At 69.6% G+C, this 21,841-nt stretch carries 14 protein-coding genes; 7 read left to right on the top strand and 7 right to left on the bottom strand.

The window, feature by feature from the left end:
- Positions 1–439: 439 nt before the first annotated feature.
- The 3 genes from AB0C62_RS09380 to AB0C62_RS09370 form a co-directional block, all read right to left on the bottom strand.
- Positions 440–1,012, bottom strand: coding sequence for a GNAT family N-acetyltransferase (locus tag AB0C62_RS09380; RefSeq protein WP_362971186.1), 573 nt, complete (start codon positions 1,010–1,012; stop codon positions 440–442).
- 43 nt (positions 1,013–1,055) lie between these two features.
- Complete coding sequence (locus AB0C62_RS09375) at positions 1,056–1,232, bottom strand: hypothetical protein (RefSeq protein WP_362971184.1); 177 nt, start codon at positions 1,230–1,232, stop codon at positions 1,056–1,058.
- A gap of 61 nt (positions 1,233–1,293) precedes the next feature.
- Complete coding sequence (locus AB0C62_RS09370; protein WP_362971182.1) at positions 1,294–2,022, bottom strand: NAD(P)H-binding protein; 729 nt, start codon at positions 2,020–2,022, stop codon at positions 1,294–1,296.
- Positions 2,023–2,411: 389 nt separating this feature from the next.
- On the opposite strand from AB0C62_RS09370, the gene tkt reads away from it, so the two are divergent.
- Complete coding sequence (gene tkt, locus AB0C62_RS09365) at positions 2,412–4,631, top strand: transketolase (RefSeq protein WP_362971180.1); 2,220 nt, start codon at positions 2,412–2,414, stop codon at positions 4,629–4,631.
- A 205-nt stretch (positions 4,632–4,836) separates the two neighbouring features.
- Here the strand turns inward: tkt and AB0C62_RS09360 are convergent, their stop codons facing one another.
- Entirely contained in the window at positions 4,837–6,663 is a 1,827-nt protein-coding gene (locus AB0C62_RS09360; protein WP_362971178.1) for an RICIN domain-containing protein, read from the bottom strand.
- A gap of 306 nt (positions 6,664–6,969) precedes the next feature.
- Here AB0C62_RS09360 and AB0C62_RS09355 point away from each other — a divergent pair, with 306 nt between their 5' ends.
- From AB0C62_RS09355 to AB0C62_RS09340, 4 genes are all read left to right on the top strand, one after another.
- Positions 6,970–8,241, top strand: a complete 1,272-nt coding sequence (locus tag AB0C62_RS09355; RefSeq protein WP_362971176.1) for an ROK family transcriptional regulator — start codon at positions 6,970–6,972, stop codon at positions 8,239–8,241.
- 123 nt (positions 8,242–8,364) lie between these two features.
- Complete coding sequence (locus AB0C62_RS09350; protein WP_362971509.1) at positions 8,365–9,153, top strand: mismatch-specific DNA-glycosylase; 789 nt, start codon at positions 8,365–8,367, stop codon at positions 9,151–9,153.
- A 221-nt stretch (positions 9,154–9,374) separates the two neighbouring features.
- Positions 9,375–9,557, top strand: coding sequence for a helix-turn-helix domain-containing protein (locus AB0C62_RS09345; RefSeq protein ID WP_362971174.1), 183 nt, complete (start codon positions 9,375–9,377; stop codon positions 9,555–9,557).
- Positions 9,558–9,669: 112 nt separating this feature from the next.
- Positions 9,670–10,092 carry a VOC family protein gene (locus AB0C62_RS09340; RefSeq protein WP_362971172.1) on the top strand — a complete coding sequence of 141 codons (423 nt, stop codon included), beginning with the start codon at positions 9,670–9,672 and terminating at the stop codon, positions 10,090–10,092.
- A gap of 221 nt (positions 10,093–10,313) precedes the next feature.
- Here AB0C62_RS09340 and AB0C62_RS09335 read toward each other — a convergent pair whose 3' ends face one another.
- Positions 10,314–10,976, bottom strand: a complete 663-nt coding sequence (locus tag AB0C62_RS09335; protein WP_362971170.1) for an SMI1/KNR4 family protein — start codon at positions 10,974–10,976, stop codon at positions 10,314–10,316.
- A 315-nt stretch (positions 10,977–11,291) separates the two neighbouring features.
- Between AB0C62_RS09335 and AB0C62_RS09330 the strand changes: the two genes are divergently transcribed.
- Positions 11,292–18,272: a glycoside hydrolase domain-containing protein gene (locus AB0C62_RS09330; protein WP_362971168.1), complete on the top strand. Its 6,981-nt coding sequence runs from the start codon at positions 11,292–11,294 to the stop codon at positions 18,270–18,272.
- 390 nt (positions 18,273–18,662) lie between these two features.
- Here the strand turns inward: AB0C62_RS09330 and AB0C62_RS09325 are convergent, their stop codons facing one another.
- The gene (locus AB0C62_RS09325) at positions 18,663–19,673 is read right to left on the bottom strand and encodes an NADP-dependent oxidoreductase (RefSeq protein ID WP_362971166.1); all 1,011 of its coding nucleotides are present in this window, start codon (positions 19,671–19,673) and stop codon (positions 18,663–18,665) included.
- Positions 19,674–19,784: 111 nt separating this feature from the next.
- Here AB0C62_RS09325 and AB0C62_RS09320 point away from each other — a divergent pair, with 111 nt between their 5' ends.
- Positions 19,785–20,369 carry a helix-turn-helix domain-containing protein gene (locus tag AB0C62_RS09320; protein WP_362971164.1) on the top strand — a complete coding sequence of 195 codons (585 nt, stop codon included), beginning with the start codon at positions 19,785–19,787 and terminating at the stop codon, positions 20,367–20,369.
- Here the strand turns inward: AB0C62_RS09320 and AB0C62_RS09315 are convergent.
- On the bottom strand, positions 20,366–21,841 hold the full coding sequence (locus AB0C62_RS09315) for an FG-GAP and VCBS repeat-containing protein (RefSeq protein WP_362971163.1): 1,476 nt from the start codon (positions 21,839–21,841) through the stop codon (positions 20,366–20,368). The two genes, AB0C62_RS09320 and AB0C62_RS09315, sit on opposite strands and share 4 nt — an antisense overlap.

Genomic DNA, 21,841 nt, shown 5'->3' with positions numbered 1-21,841 from the left:
CTTGCTCGACCGCCCGTCGGTCAGCAGAGCGTGGACATCGTCGTAACGGGAGATCTGCCACACGTGGGCCGCCCGTCCCTGCGGTCCGGGTGGGCGGGAGCGTGCTCTCGCAGCCACGCGAAGCAGGGGTACGGGTCCCGCACCCGTACGGCCAGAAGTTCCGCAGGCGGGGACGGCACGGCGGGAGCGGGTACGGGAACTCCGGGATCGAAAACCGGCACGGACACCGCACCAACGACCGCCGACGATCGGAGGATGCGGAACCTTTGGCTCCAACCTGGGCGGGAGAGAGGACGGGAACATCCTGGGACGCTCGCCCCCAGACCGGGACATGGGCGGCGTCGACGTCGCACCGCAGAAGGCACGCACCATGATGTGGACCGCCTCGGAGGCCGGACGGCCCTCGCGCACCCGGTATCCGAGAAGAGCCGCTACCGGCTCAGGCGTCAGAGGCCGCTGCCGGCCTGGTGGAAGCGCCCACGACACCGTAGGCGCGGTCGCCGATGGTGAACTCCCCCATCGGGGTCATGCCGAAGCCGTCGACGTGGACTCTCCACGACGTCCGGTTGGCCAGTTCGATGAAGGCGACCATCACATCGGCCCGTCCTGCTGCTGCCCGGAGAGCCGCCGTGTACAACCCGCGGGCGACTCCCTTCCCGCGGTAGGCGGCGGCGACCACCACCGGCCCGTAGAACAGCCACGGCGTGGCGCGGAGCGGCTGCCCCTGCCACCGCAGCGAATCCTGTGCGTCCAGGACCGCCTTGGCCGGTGGCGGTGGACCGGTCATGCTCTCCGGCGAGACCAGACCGAGCAGACCGGCCAACCGCCCGTCGTCGTCCGCGACGAGAAAACTCCGGTCCTCGGCCATCGAACGCAGTGTGTCCGCGTCGAGGCCGCCCTGGACAAAGCCCTGCTGGGCCCGCTCCTGCTCCGTGAGCGCGTCGTGGTGATTGGCGGCGAAGAGTTCAGCCATGGCCGGGGCGTCAGCCGTAGCGGCATAGCGGTAGTCCATGGCACCGGCCTCTCAGCACGGGTCGAGTCGAGTCCCGCCTCGTTCAGTGGGGGCTGCCCGTCGACGAGTTGTCGTAGGTGCCGTTGGGCTTGGCGCGGTAAGGGTAGCGGCCGAGCTTCCGGCCACGTCGTACTCGGCGCGCGCACAGCACGGGCACGAGCGAGATGCCCAGGATGAGCAGCGCGACTCCGCTGCCGCCGAGTATCAGTGCCGTCTCCACCGAATGAGCATATGAGGCGGGAGCCCGTCACGACAGCGCGATGGGCAGGCCGTGCGGTGCGTCAGGAGAGCCAGTCGGTGTAGCGCGTGGGGGCCAGGTGAGCGTTCCTGTCGGTGAGGACGTCGCCTGCTACGGCGGCGAACATGCCGGCGGTGGGGTCGGTGACGACGGTCCTCTGGTCGCCCTTGTGGGACAGAGTGATGCGGCCCAGCTCATCCAGGGCGAAGACCTCAGGGCCCCCGATGTTGCGGATGGCGTTCAGCGGGGAGCCCACGGCGACCTCCGCCACGGCGTCGGCCACGTCCTCGGCAGCGATGGGCTGGATGGGCGTGGCCGGCAGACGGACGGTGTCGCTGTCGGCGGTCCACGACAGGACGGGATCCATGAACTCCATGAACTGCGTGGCCCGGACGATGGAGTAGGGAATCGGACCGGCCTCGAGGACCTCCTCCTGTTGGACCTTGGCGCGGTAGTAGTCCAGCTGCGGCACTTGGTCCACACCGACGATCGAGAGGATCACGAAGTGACGGGCGCCGGCCTTCTGCGACGCGGTCAGGAGGTTGTCCATCGAGGTCTGGAAGAAGGCGGGCGAGGCCTCGTCGAACGTCGGCGAGTTGGTCAGGTTGACGACGACGTCCGCTCCCCCGACCGCCTGGTCGAGTCCTTGGCCACTGATGACGTCGATGCCGGTGGACTGCGAGTGCGGGACCGCCTCGTGTCCGGCGCCGTTGAGCCTCGTCACGACCCGCGAGCCGATCAGCCCCGTTCCGCCGATGACCGCGATCTGCATGGCGCGCCTCTCGTCGATGGATTGTGCAAAACAGGACATAGTATGCATCCGTCCATGCGCGCCGAAGCGGTGCCACCCACGACCGAGTCGCGACAGCTGGACGAGTCGTGGACCGGTGACCGCCTACTGAGCACGGAAACCGTGCCGCCACTCCCACCCCGCTCAGCAGCGGCCGGTGTCCGGCGAAAGACTCGCAAGCCTCCGTGGGTCAACCGCGAGCATCGCCGCTGATGTGGGTACTCGGACCGCCGACGGCCGCGCGAGCCGACGGAGGCGTGAGACCGCGGCCACCAGGCGAGTGCATTTTGGGCGACACCGGCACTCGGGGGGCATCCCTCTGAAGATCAGCCCGCGAGGTCCGTCCGTACCGACGACGAAGGAGCAACAGCATGGCGAGCGAGCAGTCCGGCACGACGAATCGGCGCGGCAGGTCCGTGGCGAGCCCGGTGGCTGAGCGTGCGGGATGGGACGACGTCGACATCCGGGCGGTGGACACCGTGCGGCTCCTGGCGGCCGACGCGGTGCAGAAGGTCGGCAACGGACACCCCGGAACGGCCATGAGTCTGGCCCCTCTGGCGTACCTGCTGTTCCAGCACGTGATGCGCCATGACCCGAGTGATGACCAGTGGCTGGGGCGGGACCGCTTCGTTCTTTCCTGCGGGCACTCCAGCCTGACCCTCTACATCCAGCTCTATCTGGCCGGCTACGGGCTGGAACTGTCGGACCTGGAGGCGTACCGGACCTGGGACTCGGCCACTCCTGGTCATCCCGAGTACCGGCACACCCGGGGTGTGGAGATCACCACCGGGCCGCTGGGGCAGGGGCTGGCGAGCGCCGTGGGCATGGCGATGGGTGCGCGCCGCGAGCGCGGTCTGCTGGACCCGGACGCGGAGCCGGGCACCAGCCCCTTCGACCACCACGTCTACGTCGTCGCTTCCGACGGCGACATGATGGAGGGGGTCACGAGCGAGGCCTCCTCGCTGGCCGGACACCAGCAGCTCGGCAATCTGACGGTGTTCTACGACTCCAACCACATCTCGATCGAGGACGACACGGACATCGCCTTCAGCGAGGACGTCCCGGCCCGCTACGCCGCCTACGGCTGGCACGTGCAGACCGTCGACTGGACGGTCACGGGCGAGTACGTCGAGGACGTCGACGCGCTCCTGGCAGCCATTCGCGCCGCGCGGGAGGAGACCGACCGGCCCTCGCTGATCATGCTGCGCACGCTGATCGGCTGGCCCGCCCCCACGAAGCAGAACACCGGCAAGGCCCACGGTTCGGCTCTGGGGGACGAGGAGGTCGCCGCGACGAAGAACGTGCTCGGGTTCGATCCCGACCAGGACTTCATCGTCGAGCCGGAGGTTCTGGAGCGGACCCGTCAGGTCTCGGAGCGCGGCTCCCGGACGCGGGCCGAGTGGGACGAGCGGTTCGCCGCCTGGCAGAGCGCGCAGCCCGACCGGGCGAAGCTGCTTGAGCGTCTGCGGGCGCAGCGTCTGCCCGACGGCTGGACCGATGCCCTGCCCGCCTTCCCTGCCGACGAGAAGGGCATGGCCACCCGCGCCGCCTCCGGTGAAGTCCTCAGCGCGCTGGCTCCCCGTCTGCCCGAGCTGTGGGGCGGATCGGCCGACTTGGCCGGCAGCAACAACACCACCATGAGTGGGGAGCCGTCCTTCGTCCCGGCCAACCGGCAGACCAAGGACTTCAAGGGCGGTCCGTACGGACGCACCCTGCACTTCGGTATTCGGGAACACGCCATGGGGGCGATCCTCAACGGAATCGCCCTGCAGAGCCTCACCCGCCCCTACGGCGGCACCTTCCTGACCTTCTCGGACTACATGCGCCCCGCCGTGCGGCTGGCCGCACTGATGAAGCTCCCCGTCACCTACGTGTGGACGCACGACTCCATCGGCCTCGGCGAGGACGGCCCCACGCACCAGCCCGTCGAACATCTCGCCGCGCTGCGCGCCATCCCGGGCCTGGACGTGGTGCGTCCCGGTGACGCGAACGAGACCACCGCGTGCTGGGCGGCCATCCTCGAACACAAGGACCGCCCCGCCGCACTGGTCCTGACCCGGCAGAACGTGCCCGTGCTGGACCGCGACGGTGGCACCTACGCCGCGGCGGGTGAGGCCGCCCGGGGTGCGTACGTCCTCACCGACGCGGCCGACGGCGGCTCGGAGCCGGACGTCATCCTCATCGCCACGGGGTCCGAGGTGCACATCGCGCTGGAGGCCCGCGATCTGCTGGCGGCCGACGGCCTGGCCGTGCGGGTCGTCTCGATGCCCTGTCAGGAGTGGTTCGCCGCCCAGCCCGTGGCGTACCAGGACGAGGTCCTTCCTCCTGCCGTACGAGCCCGGGTGAGCGTGGAGGCCGCGGTGGGCCAGGGCTGGCGCGAGGTGGTGGGCGACGCCGGACGCATCGTGAGCCTGGAGCACTATGGCGCCTCCGCTGACTACCAGCGCCTGTACTCCGAGTTCGGCATCACCCCCGAGGCGGTTGCCGCCGCCGCCCGCGACAGCATCCAGGACGCTGACCGCACCCCACGCCCCGGCGGCCACCGACAGACCTCCGCCCCCACGACCGGCGGCACCGGCGACCGCCCCTGACACACCGGTTCACGCCCCGGTGACGGAGGGGGCTCGCTGCCTGGTTCAGGGCGAACCTGGTCCGCTTGCGAGCTCCCTCGGGGAGCGGCCGTGGGCAGGAGTGACGGTGGTGCTCGACGCGCGCGGGATGTCCGTCGCGCTCCGTGCGCGGCGCCCGCGTACGCATTCCGACCGGGAAGCGCACGCGGGTGCCGCGAAGGTGGGGTCAGTGTCGGTGGGCCGAGGGCACGGAGGTGAGAGAGAGGGTCTGCTCGGCTGCGGTGCGGCCGTTGCCCACGGTGCCTCCCGTGCCGGCTGTCCAAGCCCGCGTCGGGGTGGTCTCGGCGGGCCTGGCCGGGTTGCCGGACAGTCCTATGACGAGTCCGCTGTAGCGGTTGACCAGGCGGTACGTTCCGGTCGCCGTGCCGTGGGTGGTCGTGGTGGGAACGACGAACCACTGCTGCCCGACGGTGGGGCCGCCGGCCGGTGCGGCGGTCACGGTCGGCCTGGCCCCCCAGGCCCGTCCGGCGTCACTCGTGGCGTCGACGCCGAGGAGCCGGCCGGTGGAGGCGTTGGCGATGCGGTACGAGCCGTCGCCGTTGGAGGTGAACCTCCATTGACTCAACGTCGAACTGCCGCCCGCGGGACGGGAGGTGGTCGCTGAACCAGCGCGAACCTGTGCGAGGTAGCGGCCGGCCCCGCTCGCGATGGTGTACGCCTTCCCCGTGGTGACGGGAGCGGCGGGGGCGTTGGTGTCGATGACGGTCTCGTAGTACTCGCCGTCGGTGCCGTTGGAGCACTGGAACGAGCAGTAGCTGCGGAACTTCTTGCCGACGATGGTCGAGCCGGTCCGGTTCGCCGAGTCGAGCATCCAGCGGTACCAGGAGCCGGTCCTGTAGCCGCCGGTGTCGCCGAGCAGGCGCCACTTCTGGGTGGCCAGATTGTCGGTCGCGTAGAAGCGCTGCGGCTCGGAGGAGTCCTGCACGACGGCCTCGGGCTGCCCGATGTACAGGCCCAGATGGGCGTCGTACGCGATGTTCATCGTCAGCAGGTCGGACTTGGCGGGCAGTGTGCCGGCCTGCTGCTGTTCGGCGACGCTGCCCGCGTTGTCGGGGTCGTAGTCGTGCCCGACGGCCGTGTACCCGGTGGGGTGTTCGGCGTCGACGGGCTCCATGTTGCTCTCCAGGCCGCCGAGTCCGGGCTGCGACCAGGCACCGTCGTACCACTTCTTCCACGAGCCGGGCGCCATCTTCGCGGACATCGGCGCGCGGGCGACATGCGCGCGACTGCCGTCGGTCCAGCCTCCGGGGACGCCGCCCTTCGGTATCGCGCGCGAGTTGTAGTAGACGTAGAAGTAGCCGGAGGCGGTGTCCACGAACAGGCGCGGGTCACCGTTGCCGTAGTCGTAGGTCTCGTGCGGGAAGGCCGCGTCGTCACCTCGCTCGGTGCTGTACGGCGAGGTGAGCACGTGGTTCTTGATGTGCCACGTCCGCCCCTGGTCCTTCGAGACGGTGTAGTCGATCGCGTCGTAGTGCAGGCCGTCACCGAACGGGCTCGGGGTGAACTCGTTGTGGACGAGGCCGTACCAGTCACCGCTGTCGGGATCGACCCACACACCCATCAGATCGCAGTAGTTCTTCTGTGCGTAGCTCGACGTGTCCGGGGCGTACGTCGACTCGCGGCCGGTGGGGCTGTTGTTGCACCGCCAGGTGGTGTCGTCGTTGCGATCGTCCGGGTTGGCCGGGTTCACGGCGTCGCTCAGCGCGGCGTCCCGGGTGGCCGCGTCGAAGTTCGCGCCCGAGTAGAACGTCCACTCACGAGGGTCGTCCGCACCGTACAGGGCGTGCGCCGACTGGTAGTGGAACGAGCCGTCCTTGTCGACGTAGGTCGCGGCCGGGCTGTCGTCGGGGTGGGTCCACGACCCCTTCGCGCCGACGGAGACCGTGTAGGTGGGGGCCTCGGCGGACGCCGTCCCGGTGGTGAAGCCGCCGAGCAGCACCACGCCGGCGGCGGCCAACGCACAGGCGGCCCTGGTTCCTGGACGAGCTGGCACAACTGCTCCTCTCATACCTGAACGCGCCTCGTCAGAAGGGCTGTTCAGGGGTGGCGAGATGTCCGGGCCGGGCGTATTCACAGCATGCCGAGGCCGTCGGACCGTGGGGGTTCGCAGGGCGTTCGTGGTACCGGATGATTTAGTTCGACTAGAATCCGAACTAATGTAGGACCTGTCAAGGACTACGGTGAACCGGGCACGCAAAGCGCTCCCCTCAACGCGGCGGCCCGGCAGCCTCCTTGTCATCAGGGGAACGACGACCTACACACCGCTCGCGGGCCATGAAGGGACATCGGTGAGCAGCAAGTGACCGACCTCGGTACGGCGTCGCCGCCGCACGCCGGCCTCTCGGACGCCCCCGGTCCCCGCGACCGGGCCTCCATCCGCCGCACCAACCTCGGGGCGGTGATGGGCCTGCTGCGCGACAGCGGCCCGCGCTCCCGCGCACAGATCGCCACCGACACCGGCCTGCCCAAACCGACGGTCACCAGCCTCGTCGCCGAGCTCGTCGCCCTGCGCCTCGTCCGTGAAGGCCCCGCCCAGCGGGAGGGGGCCGTGGGCCGCCCGGGCACACTGGTGCACCTCGACGGTGGCGACATCTGCGGCGTCGGCGTCGAGATCAGCACCAGCTACATCCACGTCCTCGCCCTGGCCCTCGACGGCACACAGGTCCACGAGGACCGGGTGTCACTCGCGGTGAGGGACGAAGGACCCGACGCCACACTGGACTTGACGTCCCATCACGTCGCCGAGTGCCTCGCCGCCCTCGACCGCGCAGGCAGACGCCCGGTCGGGCTCACCCTCGCCCTGCCCGGCGTCATCGACATGGCGGCGGCCACGGTCACGTACGCCCCCGGCATCGGCTGGCGCGACGTCGCCGTCGCCGACGCCTTGCGGACCCGACTCGAGCAGGCCGTCCCGGGGACGCTCCCTCCGATCACCGTGGACAACGACGCCAAACTGGCCGCCCTCGCCGAATACGCGCAGGTCCGCGGTTCGGGTGTGCACGACATGCTCTGCATCACCGGGGAACGCGGCATCGGGGCCGGCATCGTCAACGACGGCCGACTGCTGCGCGGCGCAGCCGGGTTCGCCGGCGAAGTGGGCCACATGCCCCTCGACCCGCAGCGCAACCCTTGCGTCTGCGGCCGCTACGGCTGCTGGCAGACCATGGTCGGCCTGGACGCCATCCTTCGGCTCGCCGCGCCCGGCAACGACCCGATCCATGACCCGGACATCGAACTCGCCACCCGTCTGGGCGACTTGCGCCACCGCGCCGAGACGGGCGATCCGCGCACCGTGAGTGCCCTGGATCGCGTGGCACATGACCTCGGCCTCGGCCTGGCACTGCTGGCCGATGTCCTCAATCCCCGACTCGTGATCCTGGGCGGCTACTTCACACATATTGGAGACCTGTTCCTTGACCGCGTCCGCGAGACGATCCAGGCCCGCGTGATGGCACCACAGGCGGGCGGCTGCGAAGTGCGCCTGTCCACCCTGGGGTTCGCGGCAGCGGCGCACGGAGGGGCTCAGCTCGCACTCGACGCGGTCTACCAGCGCCCTGCCCTGTCGTCGTAGCACGGGGGCCACGGACGCGGGCTGCTCCGTCTCGGCGGCAAAGACGGCCACCGTGGCCGCGCCGCTCGGACCGAAGTCACCAAAGGGGCCCCACCCGCGAGGTGAGCACCCTTGGGCCCGCTCATGCCGACGTGCGGCTACGCGCGTGTCGGCACGGCCTGCGCGCTGCTCTTCCATCAGAGTTTCAGCAGCCGCCGGATCGCGGACCGGGATCACATCGACCTCCCGGACGCCCGGCTGCTTTTGTGCGAGGGAAGGTGCGTGGATGGAACGCGGCGACGCCGACAGACTCCGCGGCTCGACGCACCGGGTGACGGGGAGGTGGAGGTGATGGGGTTCAGCCGTGCGGAGCTCGAAGGTTTCCGAGGCGGGTCCCTGCCTGACCTTCTCGGCCCGCGTACGAGGCTGCTGTTCGTGGGAGTCAACCCTGGATTGTCGGCTGTGGCTTTGCAGGCGCACTTTCCCGGGCGCACCAACCGCTTCTATCCGGCCTTGTACAGGGCGGGTATCACCGACCGCCTGATCGACGCCTCATCGGGTTTCGCGCCGGGCGACCCCGAGTACCTCACCGAGCGGGGCGTCGGGATCACCGCACTCGTCCCGAAGGCCACTGCTCGCGCGGACGAACTGGCGCCGGCGGAACTGGTGGCGGGAGCAGTGGACCTGGCCGAGACGGTAGGGCGCGTCAAGCCGAACGTGGTCGCCGTGCTGGGGATCACCGCGTTCCGGATCGCGTTCGCGATGCCCAAGGCGAGGGTGGGGCGGCAGCCGGGTCCGTTCGCGGGAGCACAGCTGTGGGTGGTGCCCAACCCGAGTGGTCTCAACGCCCACTCCTCACTCGCGGACCTGGCCGTCGCCTATCGCGAGGTCGCCGGTGCCGCTGGACTCGAACTCGCACCTCCGGCACCGTAAAAGCACTCCATCCAGCACGGTCGAGGCCCCTCATGGCTGCGTCGCACCGCCCACGGGAAGCCCTCGACCCCTGGGACGTCGTCTGCTCGCGTTGGCATCCAGGTCAGGCCGCGACGCCGATCGAGTCGCCGCCGGGCATCAGCAGATCTCCCCTGGCGGACGGCCGGCTCGGTGGAGCATCGGACGGGGAGCCGGGCTGAACTCACGTCCGCCAGGGGACCTTGTCCGAGCTCGCCGATCGCGTAGGTGTCACTCATGTCAACCTGTCCATCCTCAAGAACGGCCGGGCACGGGCCATACGGTTCACCACCCTCACGCGGCTCTGCGAGGTGCTGGACGGCCAGCCGGGGGATCTCCTCAGCCACCGGCCACACCCGGAACCGCCTTCGAGCGCCCCTCAGTAGCGCCCAGCACCCGAACGAGGGTCTCTCGAACTCGCGACTCCTACCGCCGAATTGGTTCGACTCGGGCCTGTCGCCAAGTCCGGCTCATTCGGCCCTGTGGCAAGATCGCGGGATGCTACGACTAACCGACTTCATCATCGATTGCCCGGACACGATGAAGCTGGCAGCCTTCTACTCGGAGGTCACGGGGCTTCCGGTCAAGGCGAGCAGTAACGAGAACTGGGCCGGTATCCAGTTCGGCGAGATCGAACTCGCCTTCGTCCAGGTGGATGACTACCGCGCCCCGCGGTGGCCGGACAGCGAGCACCCCAAGCAGTTCCACCTCGACTTCGAGGTCGACGACATCGAGGGCGAACAGAGCCGCGTCCTGGACCTCGGCGCGACCTTGCAGCGGGACTGCACCGGCCCCGACGGCTACGGTTTTCGCGTCTACGCCGACCCCATCGGCCACCCCTTCTGCCTCTGCCGCAACAAGGGAGTCGTCTGGACCGATCAGGGTCCCATCTGGCCCCAGCACGACCAGGGCGTGCTTTGAGCGCGCCGAGCGGCGGCGTGTCCTGATCGGGAAGGAGTGAGGTCTCCGGTACAGGTTCATCGACCAGAAGAACCGGACACCGGAGACCTCGCGGCCACCTGGCGGTGAGGCGGCGCTTCGATTCGAACGACGCACGGCCGCGCCGAAGGCGACCGTCCCACGCTCTCGCTCCGTAACCCTCAGCGCGCCCACCCGGGGCCCGCCTCTCGGGCCGGTGCCACTCAAGCGGAATCGAGCTGCTGCTCGGCGCGCTCGAGCCAACTCCGGTACCAGTGCGCGAAGTCGTGCCCGGTCGGCTCGATCCCCCGGTCCGCCGGTCTCAGATCCTCCCAGATGGCACCTTGAGACGGGCCCGTCATCACCAGCAGGGACGCATAGCCACATCCCTGTTCGCTGAGGAATACCGCACCCGCCTCCTGAGCGTCAGACAGTTCCTCATAGCGCGCGTCCCACGCCGCGTACGCGCGACGGAACGCGTCGTCGGCCGCATAGGCGTTCCTCTCGGGCTCCTGCGACTCGATCACGTCGAGCTCCCTCTGCAAGGCCTCGGCGACGAAGGGGCGTCCGGCGAACTCAGCCGTAGTCGGCTGGGCGGGATAGGCAAGCCCGATACCGACCCACTGCCATCCCTCGTCACCCGAGGCCGGTGCCATCAGACCGTAGTCGGGGCCCGCTCCCCCGGCTCCGACCCGGAGCAGGAAGCTCCGATACTGCGCGGGCAGACCACCGCCCAGATCCGCCTCCAGCGCCCGGAGCTGCTCCTCGACCATGACCGGAGCGAGACGAAAGCCGTGCCCCCGCGCCCCGAAGACCTTTTCCGCACCGGGGCGTTCGCCGAGCCGAAGCACCCGCTCCCGCACGCCCGCCCATATGTCCTCACTCATGGACACACGATATGGAGACGCGCACCTCTCAGGCATGGGATTTTCTGGGGGGTCGTGGTGCCGGGCGCGCGCCGCTCTCCACAGAGAACCTCCGACGAGTTCACTCTGTTCGAACAGTGTTCGCGCGCTGTACGTTTTCTCCGTGTGTCATGGCGGACGGTCGTGAACGCGGCGGGTGCAATCCGATGTTCGGGTGCAATCCTGGGTGCTCACTTCCGTCTCACTCTGGGTTGCACGCCCGGTGGCCCGGACTGACAACGTTGTCTAACGTCAGGGCCGAACGGTGCGTGCGTATAGCGACGCTGGAGAAGTTACGTGCCGATCAGATCCCATCCCCCCTTCCCACGGGTGATCCTCGCGAGACCCGTACAGCGGCGGCGCCGGCCGCTTCGCGCGACGGTCGCCCTGCTGCTCAGCGGAGCGCTCGGTGTCGCGGCGCTGGCAGGTGGCGGTGCGGCCGCGGCAGTGCCCGCCGCGGCCTCTTCCGCGGGTTCGGGCGGGACGGACTACACGAAGCTCGTCGACCCGTTCGTCTCGACCGCCGGCGACGACGGCAACGACCTGCCGGGCGCCCAGGCGCCGCACAGTCTGGCCAAGGTCAACCCGCTGACCACGCCGGACCGCAACCACACCGGGTACGACCACAACGAGGACCACATCGCCGGGTTCACCGCGACGAACCTCGACGGGGTCGGCGGCTCGGGAGGCGGTGGTGACCTGCTCGTCGTGCCGACCTCCGTGCAGTACGACAAGCGTCCCGCCCCGAGCACGTACGCCCACGCGTACAACCACGACGACGAGAGTGCGACGCCCGGCTCCTATCAGGTGGGCCTCGGGGCGATATCCGGCACCGGGTCGTCGGTGCAGCAGGACTCCGGCACCATCAAGGCCGAGATGACCGCGACGACGCGTACGGCGCTCGAGCGGTACGGCTTCCCCGCCGGGTCGGAGCCCGAACTCGTCCTGGACCTGGCCAACAACTTCACCAGCCGCACCCGCTCGACGATGAAGGCGACGAGGCTCCCCGACGGGACCACCTCGATCTCGGGGCTCGTCGCCGGATCCTTCAACGGCGCCTCGTACCAGCTCTACTACAACGCCACCACGAACGTCCCCGTGACCTCCTTGAAGAGCTGGGGCAGCGACGGCAAGCTGGGTGACGCGACCACCCAGGACGGCTCCGACACCGGGGCCGTCCTCGGGTTCGACAAGTCCACCGGAAGCAACGTCGAGTTGCGCATCACCCTGTCGCCGATCAGCGCCGAACAGGCCGCGACCGACCAGCGGAACGAGGTGGGCCACCTCACCTTCGACCAGGCGCGCGCGCAGACGAAGGCGGACTGGAACAAGGCCCTCGGCGCCGTCGACGTGCGCTCCTCGGCGAAGTCCGACCCCGGGTCGACGCTCACCAAGGAGTTCTACACGCACCTGTACCGCATGTACGCGCTGCCGGTGAACGCCACCAGCACCAGCGGGACGTACCGCGGCGCCGACGGGGCGGTGCATAAGGCGAACGGCTTCACGTACTACGACGGTTGGTCCACCTGGGACGACTTCCGCAAGTACTCCGTCGAGGCGTACATCGACCCGTCCACCTACCGGGACATGGTGCAGTCGCTGATCGAGCTGTTCGCCGACGCACGCGCCTCGGGCAAGAGTCTGGGCAGCCTCACCCATTCGGTTCCGACCGTTCGCTGGGAGCGCTCGGCGGTTCTGGTCGCGGACGCGCTGTCGAAGGGCTACAAGAACTTCGACCGGCTCGACGAGGCGTACCCGGCGCTGCTGTCGTACTCCGGGTACTACACGGGGGCACAGCTGCGGCAGGGTTACGTCACCGGGGATCCCGGTACGACGGTCCAACGAGGCTACGACCAGTGGGCGTTGTCCGTCATCGCCGACGCGCTCGACAAGGACGCGGACGCGAAGAAGCTGCGTACCCAGTCGACCATGGCGATCGACAACCTCGTGAAGTCGGGTGCCTGGACGGCGGCCGACGGGACGAAGGTCGGTCTGCTCACCCCGCGTGCCGCCGGGGGTGACTGGCAGAGCGCCGACTACGAGAAGTTCGAGGCGGCCGGCCTCTACCAGGGCACACTCTGGCAGTACCACTGGTACGACGCCTACGACATGGGCGGGCTCATCAAGGCCATGGGCGGCGAGAAGGCCGGCAAGGCCGCGGTCAAGCACATGTTCGGCGAGGACTCCACTGTCGACGACGGCTCGACGATGCTGCACTCCAACGCGAACGAGATCGACCTGCAGGCGCCGTACCTCTTCAACTATGTAGGTGAGCCCAGCCTGACGCAGAAGTGGGTGCGCTCCATCTACACCGGCACGACCTGGAACCGCTACATCGCGACGGGCTCGACGAACGAAGCGCCCAGCTCCGGCGGCCAGTTCACCCCGCCGGTCAAGACCCAGGTCTACAAGCTCTCCCCCAACGGTTTCCTGCCGACCATGGACAACGACGCCGGCACCATGTCGACGATGTTCGTCGGCGCCGCCCTGGGCCTGTTCCCGGTGACCGCCGGTTCCAGCCAGTTCCAGATCGGCAGCCCGTTCTTCGACTCCACGACGATCACCTACGCCAACGGCAAGCAGTTCACGGTGAAGGCCGACGGGGTGTCGCCGAGCAACTACTACGTGCAGAACGCGACCCTCAACGGCAAGCGGTTCGACAACACGTGGCTCGACTACTCCCAGATCATCTCCGGCGGAACCCTGGACTTCACCATGGGCTCCAAGCCCTCTCAGTGGGGCGCCCGCACGGAGCCGGCGTACTCGCTGAACACCGACACGGGTGAGGGCGGTACGGGGACCGGCAGGGGCGACACCGTCGTCTCCGCCCGCCCGGGCACCGTCGACACCGCCGCGAACGGGGCCGTCGACGGCAGCGTGAAGCTCACCCTCTCCGGCCCGGCATCGTTCGCCGCCCGCAAGGGAACCAGCCTGACCAGGACCGGGGCAGCGACCGTGACCGGCCTGCCGGGCGGTGTCACGGCGGACCTGCGTGTCACCGGCTCCCGCACGGCGACGCTCTCGCTCAACGGCACCACACAGGTCGACGCGCGCTTCGGCATCACGTTCCAGGACGCGGCCTTCGCGCACGGCGTGCGTGCCTCGACGGTGCACGGCACCGGGACATCCCCGACCGACCCGCTCCTCGTCTCCGCAGCCGCGGTGCAGCGCAAGGCCCTTGGCGCGCTCGTCGACCAGGCGTCGCTGGTGCGCAGCGGCAACTACGCCGACGGCTCCTGGACTCTGTTCCGTGCGGGGCTCGAACGCGCGCGCACCGTCCTCGCGGACAGCACGTCCGCGACGGGCACCATCATGGCCGCGGACGACGCCCTGCAGTCCGCCGTCGACGCGCTCACCATCGACGAGGGCGGATACGCCGTCCTGCAGGCCGAGTCGCCCGACGAGAAGGAGGGCCCCAGCCTCACGAGCGAGAAGAACAACTCGGACGGCAACCTCGGTGGCGTCACCGAGGGCGCGTGGGAGAGATACACCAAACTGGACTTCGGCGGCGTCTCGCCGCGCAGCATCTCGGTCCGCTACGCCAACTCGCAGGCCACGAACGCGAAGCCGAGCAGCGTCGACGTCCACGCCGGCACCGCCGACGGCCCCGTCGTCGCCACCGTGCAACTCCCGGGGACCGGGGGCTGGCAGTACTACTCCACGGTGCAGGCGACCGTCACCGACCCGGACGCCCTGCTCGACGCGTCGAGTGCGACCTTCGTGTTCCACGCCCCCGCCGGCCAGCAGTGGGTGTCGAACTTCGACTGGCACCAGTTCTCGCCCTACGAGGTCTCCTCGTCCGCCTCCACCACCCTCGCCACGCTGACCGCGGTCAACAGCACCACGACGGGCGGCGGCACCTCCCCTCTCAACCTCTCGAACGGCATCCTCGAGAACGTGACGAACGGCGCGTGGGCCGAGTGGAAGGACACCGACCTCCGCGACGGCGCCGACACCGTCACCGTCCGCTACGACAAGCCCCAGTCGCGCGCCGCGTCGGACTCGCACATCGAGCTGCACCTCGGCTCCAAGGACAGTGCGAAGAGCATCGTCATCCCCCTCGACTACAGCGGTTCGGGCTGGGGAACCATCGCCACCACAAGCGTGCGCCTCGACCCGAGCGCCTTCACCGGTGTCCAGGACGTGTACGCCGACTTCGTCTCCAGCACACAGACGGCGTCCCAGCCGTACGTGGGCAACATCTACGCGCTGAGCCTGACGCAGGACACCAACGCGCCCGTGGGCTTCGACGCGACCGCGTTCCACTCGAACAGCGGCGGCGGGCTCAAGAGCGAGCCGGTCGGCTGGACCGGGGCGGGTTCCACCACCGACCTCGGCGGCACCTATGACGGAGCCTGGCTCGCCTACGGGGACATCGACTTCGGCACCTCCCCCAAGAGCACCGTGACGGTCACCTACGCCAACAACTCCGCGCGCTGCGGCACCGGTTCGGCTGTCCAGCTCTACCTGGACTCCTTCGACGCGGCCAACCCCGGAACGCCGGACGCGATCGTGCCGCTGCCGGTCACCGGAGCCGCGTGGTCGTCAGGAGGGACGACCAGTCTGACGCTGCCCGAGGCGATCACCGGCACGCACGCCGTCTTCCTCCGGCTGACGACGAACCCGGACTCCTCGCACCCCTACGTCGCGAACCTGGGCCGGATCACGTTCAACCACGTCGACACGCCGGCCGTCACGGACAAGTCGGCCCTGCGCAAGGCGATCGACCAGTACGCGGGCCTCGCCGGCGACGCGGCACGCTACGACACGATCGACTTCGCTGTGTACCGGCGCGAACTCGCCGCCGCCCGTGCCCTCGTCGACGCCGACGGCGCGTCCCAACTCGAGGTCGACACCCGGACCCGCGGCCTCACTCTCGCCGCCAAGCAGCTGATCCCGGTCCCGAGGCTGCGCCTGGAGGACCTGGTCACGACTGCCTCAGCCCTCCAGAACACGCGCTACACGGACACCTCGTGGAAGGCGTTCACCACCGCACTCGCCGAGGCGAAGACCGCGGTCGCGAGCGACGCGGCCACGGACGAGACCCTCTCCGCGCGGTACGACACCCTTCACCGTGCCCTGTCCGCGCTCACGACCAAGCCCAGGACAGCGCCGGCCGTGCCTGACGCGGTGTCGGCGACGTCATCCGGTACGAGCGTGACCGTCGCCTGGGCCCCGCCCAAGGACACCGGCGGCGCACCGGTCACCGGCTACACGATCGCCCTGGACGACGGCCACCAGGTCGAGATCCACGATCCCGACAGCCGCAGCACGACGTTCACTTGGCTGCGGACAGGCACGTACACAGCGCGCGTCCGCGCGGTGAACGCCGTCGGCACCTCGTACCCGAGCACGCCCACGGCACCCGCGGTGACCGGCGGAGGGAAGCCGCAGAAGCCGACCGTGACAGGTGTGGTCACCGACGGCAAGCAGGTCCGCGTGACCTGGCAGCCGGCCGGCGACGGCGGGTTCCCGATCCTCGGCTACTCCGTGGCCCTCGGGGACGGAACCACCACACACGTCTCCGCCACGACCGACACGGCCCTGCTCACCACCGTGGGCAAGGCGAAGGCGCACACCGCCACCGTCACCGCGCTCACCCTGGCCGGAAGCTCCGACGACTCCACCACCACGGCGTCGGCGAGCACACCGACGGGTGCCTCCGACCCGACCTACGTCTCCTCCCCCTTCCCGGACGAGACACTCAACGCAAAGTATCCGTCGGATAGTTGGCCGGGTACCGGCGACGGGACCGACTACTTCTACAACCTGCTCAACGGCGTCGAGGACCTCGACTCCGACATCCTCGGCGCCAACACCAAGGTGCCTCAAGGCGCCGAGCTGACCGCCGAGAACGACCGGATCGCCGTACGGATCAACAACGCGGCGACCCAGAAGGAGGTGGACCGCGCCGAGGTCGACGCGACCAACAGCTCCACCGTCACGATGGCCGACGGCCTCGGCTCCCGGCTCGGCCGGATCTACAGCGACGCCCTGAGCGGCGGCCAACTGCCCAAGACGAGTGCGTTGTTCTCCCGCGTCACCAAGAGCCTCGACAAGGTCGACTCCGCGAAGAACCACTACGCCTACCAACGCCCGTACGTGCGGCTCGGGTTCGTCGGTGACGGCGGCCGTATCAACGAGTCGCAGGACGGCTCGTACGGCAGTCTCGCCACCAGCGGCTCGTACCCCAGCGGCCACACCTTCGGCGGCTACGAGGCCGGGACCATCCTCGCCACCCTCCTTCCGGAGCTGGCGCCGTCGATCCTGGCGCGTACCTCGGAGTACGGGGACAACCGCATCGTCCTCGGGTTCCACTACCCGCTGGACGTCATGGGCGGCCGGATCTCCGGGCAGGCCACCGTGGCGCACCGATGGGCCGACCCCGACTTCGCGAAGCTGCTGACGCAGGCCCACACCGAGATGGAGAACGTACTGCTCGATGAATGCGAGAAGGAGGGATACGGGGACACGCTCGCGTCCTGCGAGGGTGACGCGTACGGCGGTCTGAGCACGGCGCAGGACGTCGACCTGTACACGCGGCGCCTGACCTACGGGTTCTCCCAGGTGGGCAAGGCGGGGCAGGCCATCGAGACGCCGTCGGACGCGGCAGCACTGCTGATCACCGCGTTCCCGGACCTCACCACCGCGCAGCGCACCCAGATCCTGGAGCAGACGGCGACGGACTCCGGGTACCCGCTCGACCTCACCGCGGACGGGCAGGCGAGCTGGCAGCGGATCAACCTGGCGGCGGCGATGGCGGCGCGTGTCGTCGTGGGCGCCGACGGCTCGGTCACGGTGAAGAACTTCTCGGACGCCACCAAGGCCAGTGTGGCCGACGCGAAGACGATCACGGTCGGCGGTGTCGCGATCGACGGGTTCGATGCGGACGTGTCGACGTACGTCGTCGACTGGCCGAAGAACGCGAGGATCCCGGCCGTCTCCGCCGCGCCGGCCCAGGCCGGCGCGCGGGTGAAGGTCACCGACGGCAGTTCGGTCCTTTCCTCGACCGGATCCCGCTTCACCACCCGCACCATCAAGGTGACCTCGGCCAACGGTTCGGTCACCCGGACCTACACGGTCGGGTTCCAGCCCGGGGACCGCGATGACCGACCGGTCACGGCCGGCGGCACCGGCGGTGACCGAGCCGCCGGAGCGGCCACCCTGTGGGACCCCGCAGGCAGTGGACCGGGCTCCCCCGGCGGCGCCGGGCTCTGGTCGCCGGCGGTCGAGTGGGCACAGCCCCTGAGGCCATCTGGAGCCGAGCAAGGGCAGTGACGGACGGACAGCGGTCGGCCCCTCTGGATGAACCGTGACGGTTCATCCAGAGGGGCCGTCGCCGTCATGGCACAGCAGTGCACGGCGGCTGAGGTGAAGACCCCGAATACGCAGTTCAAGCGGGGGTCACAGGACCGTCCGCCGAACGAACGGGGGACGCATGGGCGTCATTGTTGCCCTGGCTGTTGTGTTCGCCGGTGCCATCGGGGGCTGTCTGGTCGCCCTGCGGCGCAGGGGCGGGACAGGAGAGCGCGGGGCGCTCGAGCGTGGGGCTGCCGGCCAGGAGCTCGCACGGGGGCTGGGTACCGCGAGCACCACGCATCAGAACATCGGATCCTTCGGGCCCTGAGATCGAGCGCCCCCTGTCCGCCTTGTGAGAACGGGTCGGTTCTAAGCGACCGTGAGCACGATCTTGCCCTGGATGTGTCCTTGGGCGGCGCGTTCGTGGGCTGCTCGGGCGTCCGCCAGGTCGAAGGTGCTGTCGATCGCGACGCGGACCGTGCCGGCGTCGAGGAGGCGTCCCAGTTCCGCGAGTTGAGCGCCGTTGGAGCGGACCTGGGCGCTGGAGACCGTGACGCCCAGCTTCGTGGTCTCCTCCTCGTCGAACTCCCCGGGCAGCACCGCGAACTGGGCGCCGCCGCGCTTGAGCGTACGCAGGAAGCGCCTGCTGCCGGGACCACCGACGGTGTCGAGGACCACGTCGATGTCGTGGGCGAGTTCCTCGGCGCGGCTCTTGGTGTAGTCGATGAACCGGTCGGCGCCGAGCTCGCCGAGGAAGGCCTCGTGCGCGCCCGATGCCACCGCGATGACGTGAGCGCCCTTCCACTTCGCCAGTTGGAGCGCGAGGTGCCCCACGCCGCCCGCGGCGCCGTTGACGAGAACCGTCGTGTCCGCGTCGAGCGTCGTCGGGCGATGCCGCGCCTCCTGGAAGGGCGAGGGGTGGTCGTGTCCGACCTCGATCAGGAACTGCCACGCCGTCAGCCCCGCCATGGGCGCCCCGGCGGCGTGCACGTGATCGATCCCCGTGGGCTTGTGGGCGAGGTCCGACGCCGGCGCGGCCACGTACTCGGCGTAGGCCCTGCCGTCGAAGCTGGGGAACCGCAGAAGACCGAAGACTTCGTCCCCGACCGAGAAGCCCTCGACATCCGGGGCGACGGCCTCGACGACGCCCGACACGTCGGTCCCCGGAGTCACCGGCAGGCTGACCGTCGACTCCGTCTCCCCGGGCATCGTGGTCAGACCGCCCCGCAGGTACCAGTCCGGAGGATTGACACCGGCCGCGCGCACACGCACGAGAACCTCACCGAGCCCCAGCTCGGGAACGGGCACCTGCTCGTAGCGCAGAACCTCCGGACCGCCGTGCTCATGGAGCCGGACCGCCCTCATGGTGTGTGTCGACATCTTTCTCTCCTGCCCGAGTCACGGGATAGACTTATCCGGATCAGCGATCCACAAAAACGGACCACTGGTCCGAATATATGGACCACTGATCCGGATAGTCAAGGAGGACACGTGCGGGCCGACGCCAGGAAGAACCGCGATCACGTGCTCGCAGTGGCGGGCGCCGTCATCGCCGAGCAGGGCGTCGACGCGTCGATGCGCGACATCGCACGGCGGGCCGATGTCGGCCTGGCGACGCTGCTGCGCCACTACCCGACGCGCGAGGCGCTGCTCGAGGCCCTGCTCCGCACGAGCTTCGACGAGCTGACGGCGAAGGCGGGCGAGCTCGAGTCATCGAGCTCGCCCGCGGATGGTCTCGTTTCATGGCTGCGCGACTGCGTCACATGGACCACCGAGTACCGGGGCGTGACGGTGCTGATGGCGGCCGCCATCGAGGACAGCGAGTCCGCCCTCCACACCTCATGCGTCACCCTGCGGGCCGCCGGAGCGCGCCTCCTCACCCGCGCCCAGGAGGTGGGCGCGGCGCGGACCGACATGGACGGCACCGATCTGTTCGCGCTCGTGGCCGCGCTCGCCTGGCTCGGCGACCAGCCCTCACTCGCGCCGCGCGCCGATCACCTTTTCGGCTTCGTCGCGAACGCGCTCCTGACGGATGCGGCGAGCAACGGTTCCGCCGGGGCGACGCCTCGGGGTTAGGGGATCACCATTCCAGGGCCGTTGTCGCCGCTCAGGTTCAAGCCGAACAACGCCCTCGTCGCCGGTGCACCGATGTCCGTCGGGTTCTCCGCGACCGACTTCGAGGCCGTCAGACCCGAGGCCGCGCCGCGCAGCAGCCATATCGCGCCGCCGTTCACGACAGTGCCCAGGTCCTCCCCCGGCGCGCCCGCCACCAGGTCCGCCTTGCCGTCGCCCGTGACGTCGAGCAGTCGGGTCGAACCACCGAACAGGTCGCCGGCCTCGGCGACACCCGGCACGCCCGTCGTGTCCTGATGGAAGGCCTGCGCGCCCGTCCCGGTGAGCCCGCTCCTGCCTCCCTTGAGCAGCACCACCGCGCCCGCCTTCTTCTTCGAGCCGATCGCCTCGCCGGGGACACCGACGGCCAGGTCGGGGTATCCGTCACCGTTCACGTCGCCCGCGCTCAGCCGCCCGCCGAACTGGTCGCTCTTCTCACTCACCCCGGGCACGCCCGCCGTGTCCTGCGTGATCGTCTTCGTCCGCGTCTGGCTGGGGCCGGCAGCCGAGCCGTAGTAGATCTTGACGGTGCCGGGGTCTTCCTCGTTCTCCGTGTCACCGTTGGGGAAGATCCGGGTGGCCAGGTCGGCGTAGCCGTCCTGGTCGAAGTCGGCGACCGCGGTGCTCGACGAGGAGGTCAGCCGCTGCGAGACGGTGGACAGGCCGTCCTTGGTGCCGAGCCAGAGCTTGCCGCCCTCGGCGTGGTTCTCGTAGACGTAGAAGGTCGCGAGGTCCTCGATGCCGTCGCCGTTGAAGTCGCCCGTGGCGGTGGAGTCGATGGTGTTGTCCGTGCTGTACACCTGCAGGCGCTGCTCACGGGCAGGAGCGCCGTCCCGGCCGAGGGGACCGTAGAGCACGTCGTGGAAGTCGTAGGAGTCTTCGCTGTTGCCCATGAACAGGTCGACGTGCCCGTCGCTGTCGAAGTCGCCCGCGGTGATGTCATCCCCGACCTGGGCGTTGGCCGGTGCACTGACACGGACGGCACCCTCGCCGGAGATGCCGGTCTTGCGGCCCCACAGGACGATCACGGATCCGCTGACGTTGGTCTCCGGCTGGTAGTCGCGGGTCACGACGGCCAGGTCGGTCAGGCCGTCGCCGTCCAGGTCGCGAGGGATCATCGCGTAGCCGAAGACCTCGTTGTCGCCGGAATCACCGGGCACACCGGGGGTGTCCTGGTTGATGACGGTGGTGCGCGCGGGGTCGAGGCCCTTCGCCGAGCCGTAGCTGATCGTGATGTAGCCGGCCCACGTATGGCCACCGACCTTCGCGCCAGGAGCCGCGACGGCGACGTCCTGGTAGCCGTCGCCGTCGAAGTCCTCGCGCACGGTCGTGGCGCGGTCCTTGGCGGTCGCGGTGCCCGCGACGATCGGCACGCTGAACGACCCGATCAGGGCGGCGGCTACGGCGGTCGATATGGCGGGTCGGCGGATGCCCAC

Origin of the sequence: Streptomyces sp. NPDC048643 (assembly GCF_040650615.1) — a bacterium.
In the GTDB taxonomy this organism is placed as follows: Bacteria; Actinomycetota; Actinomycetes; order Streptomycetales; family Streptomycetaceae; genus Streptomyces.
The sequence above is the reverse complement of the archived record's forward strand: the minus strand, read 5'-3'. Positions and strand labels throughout refer to the sequence as shown.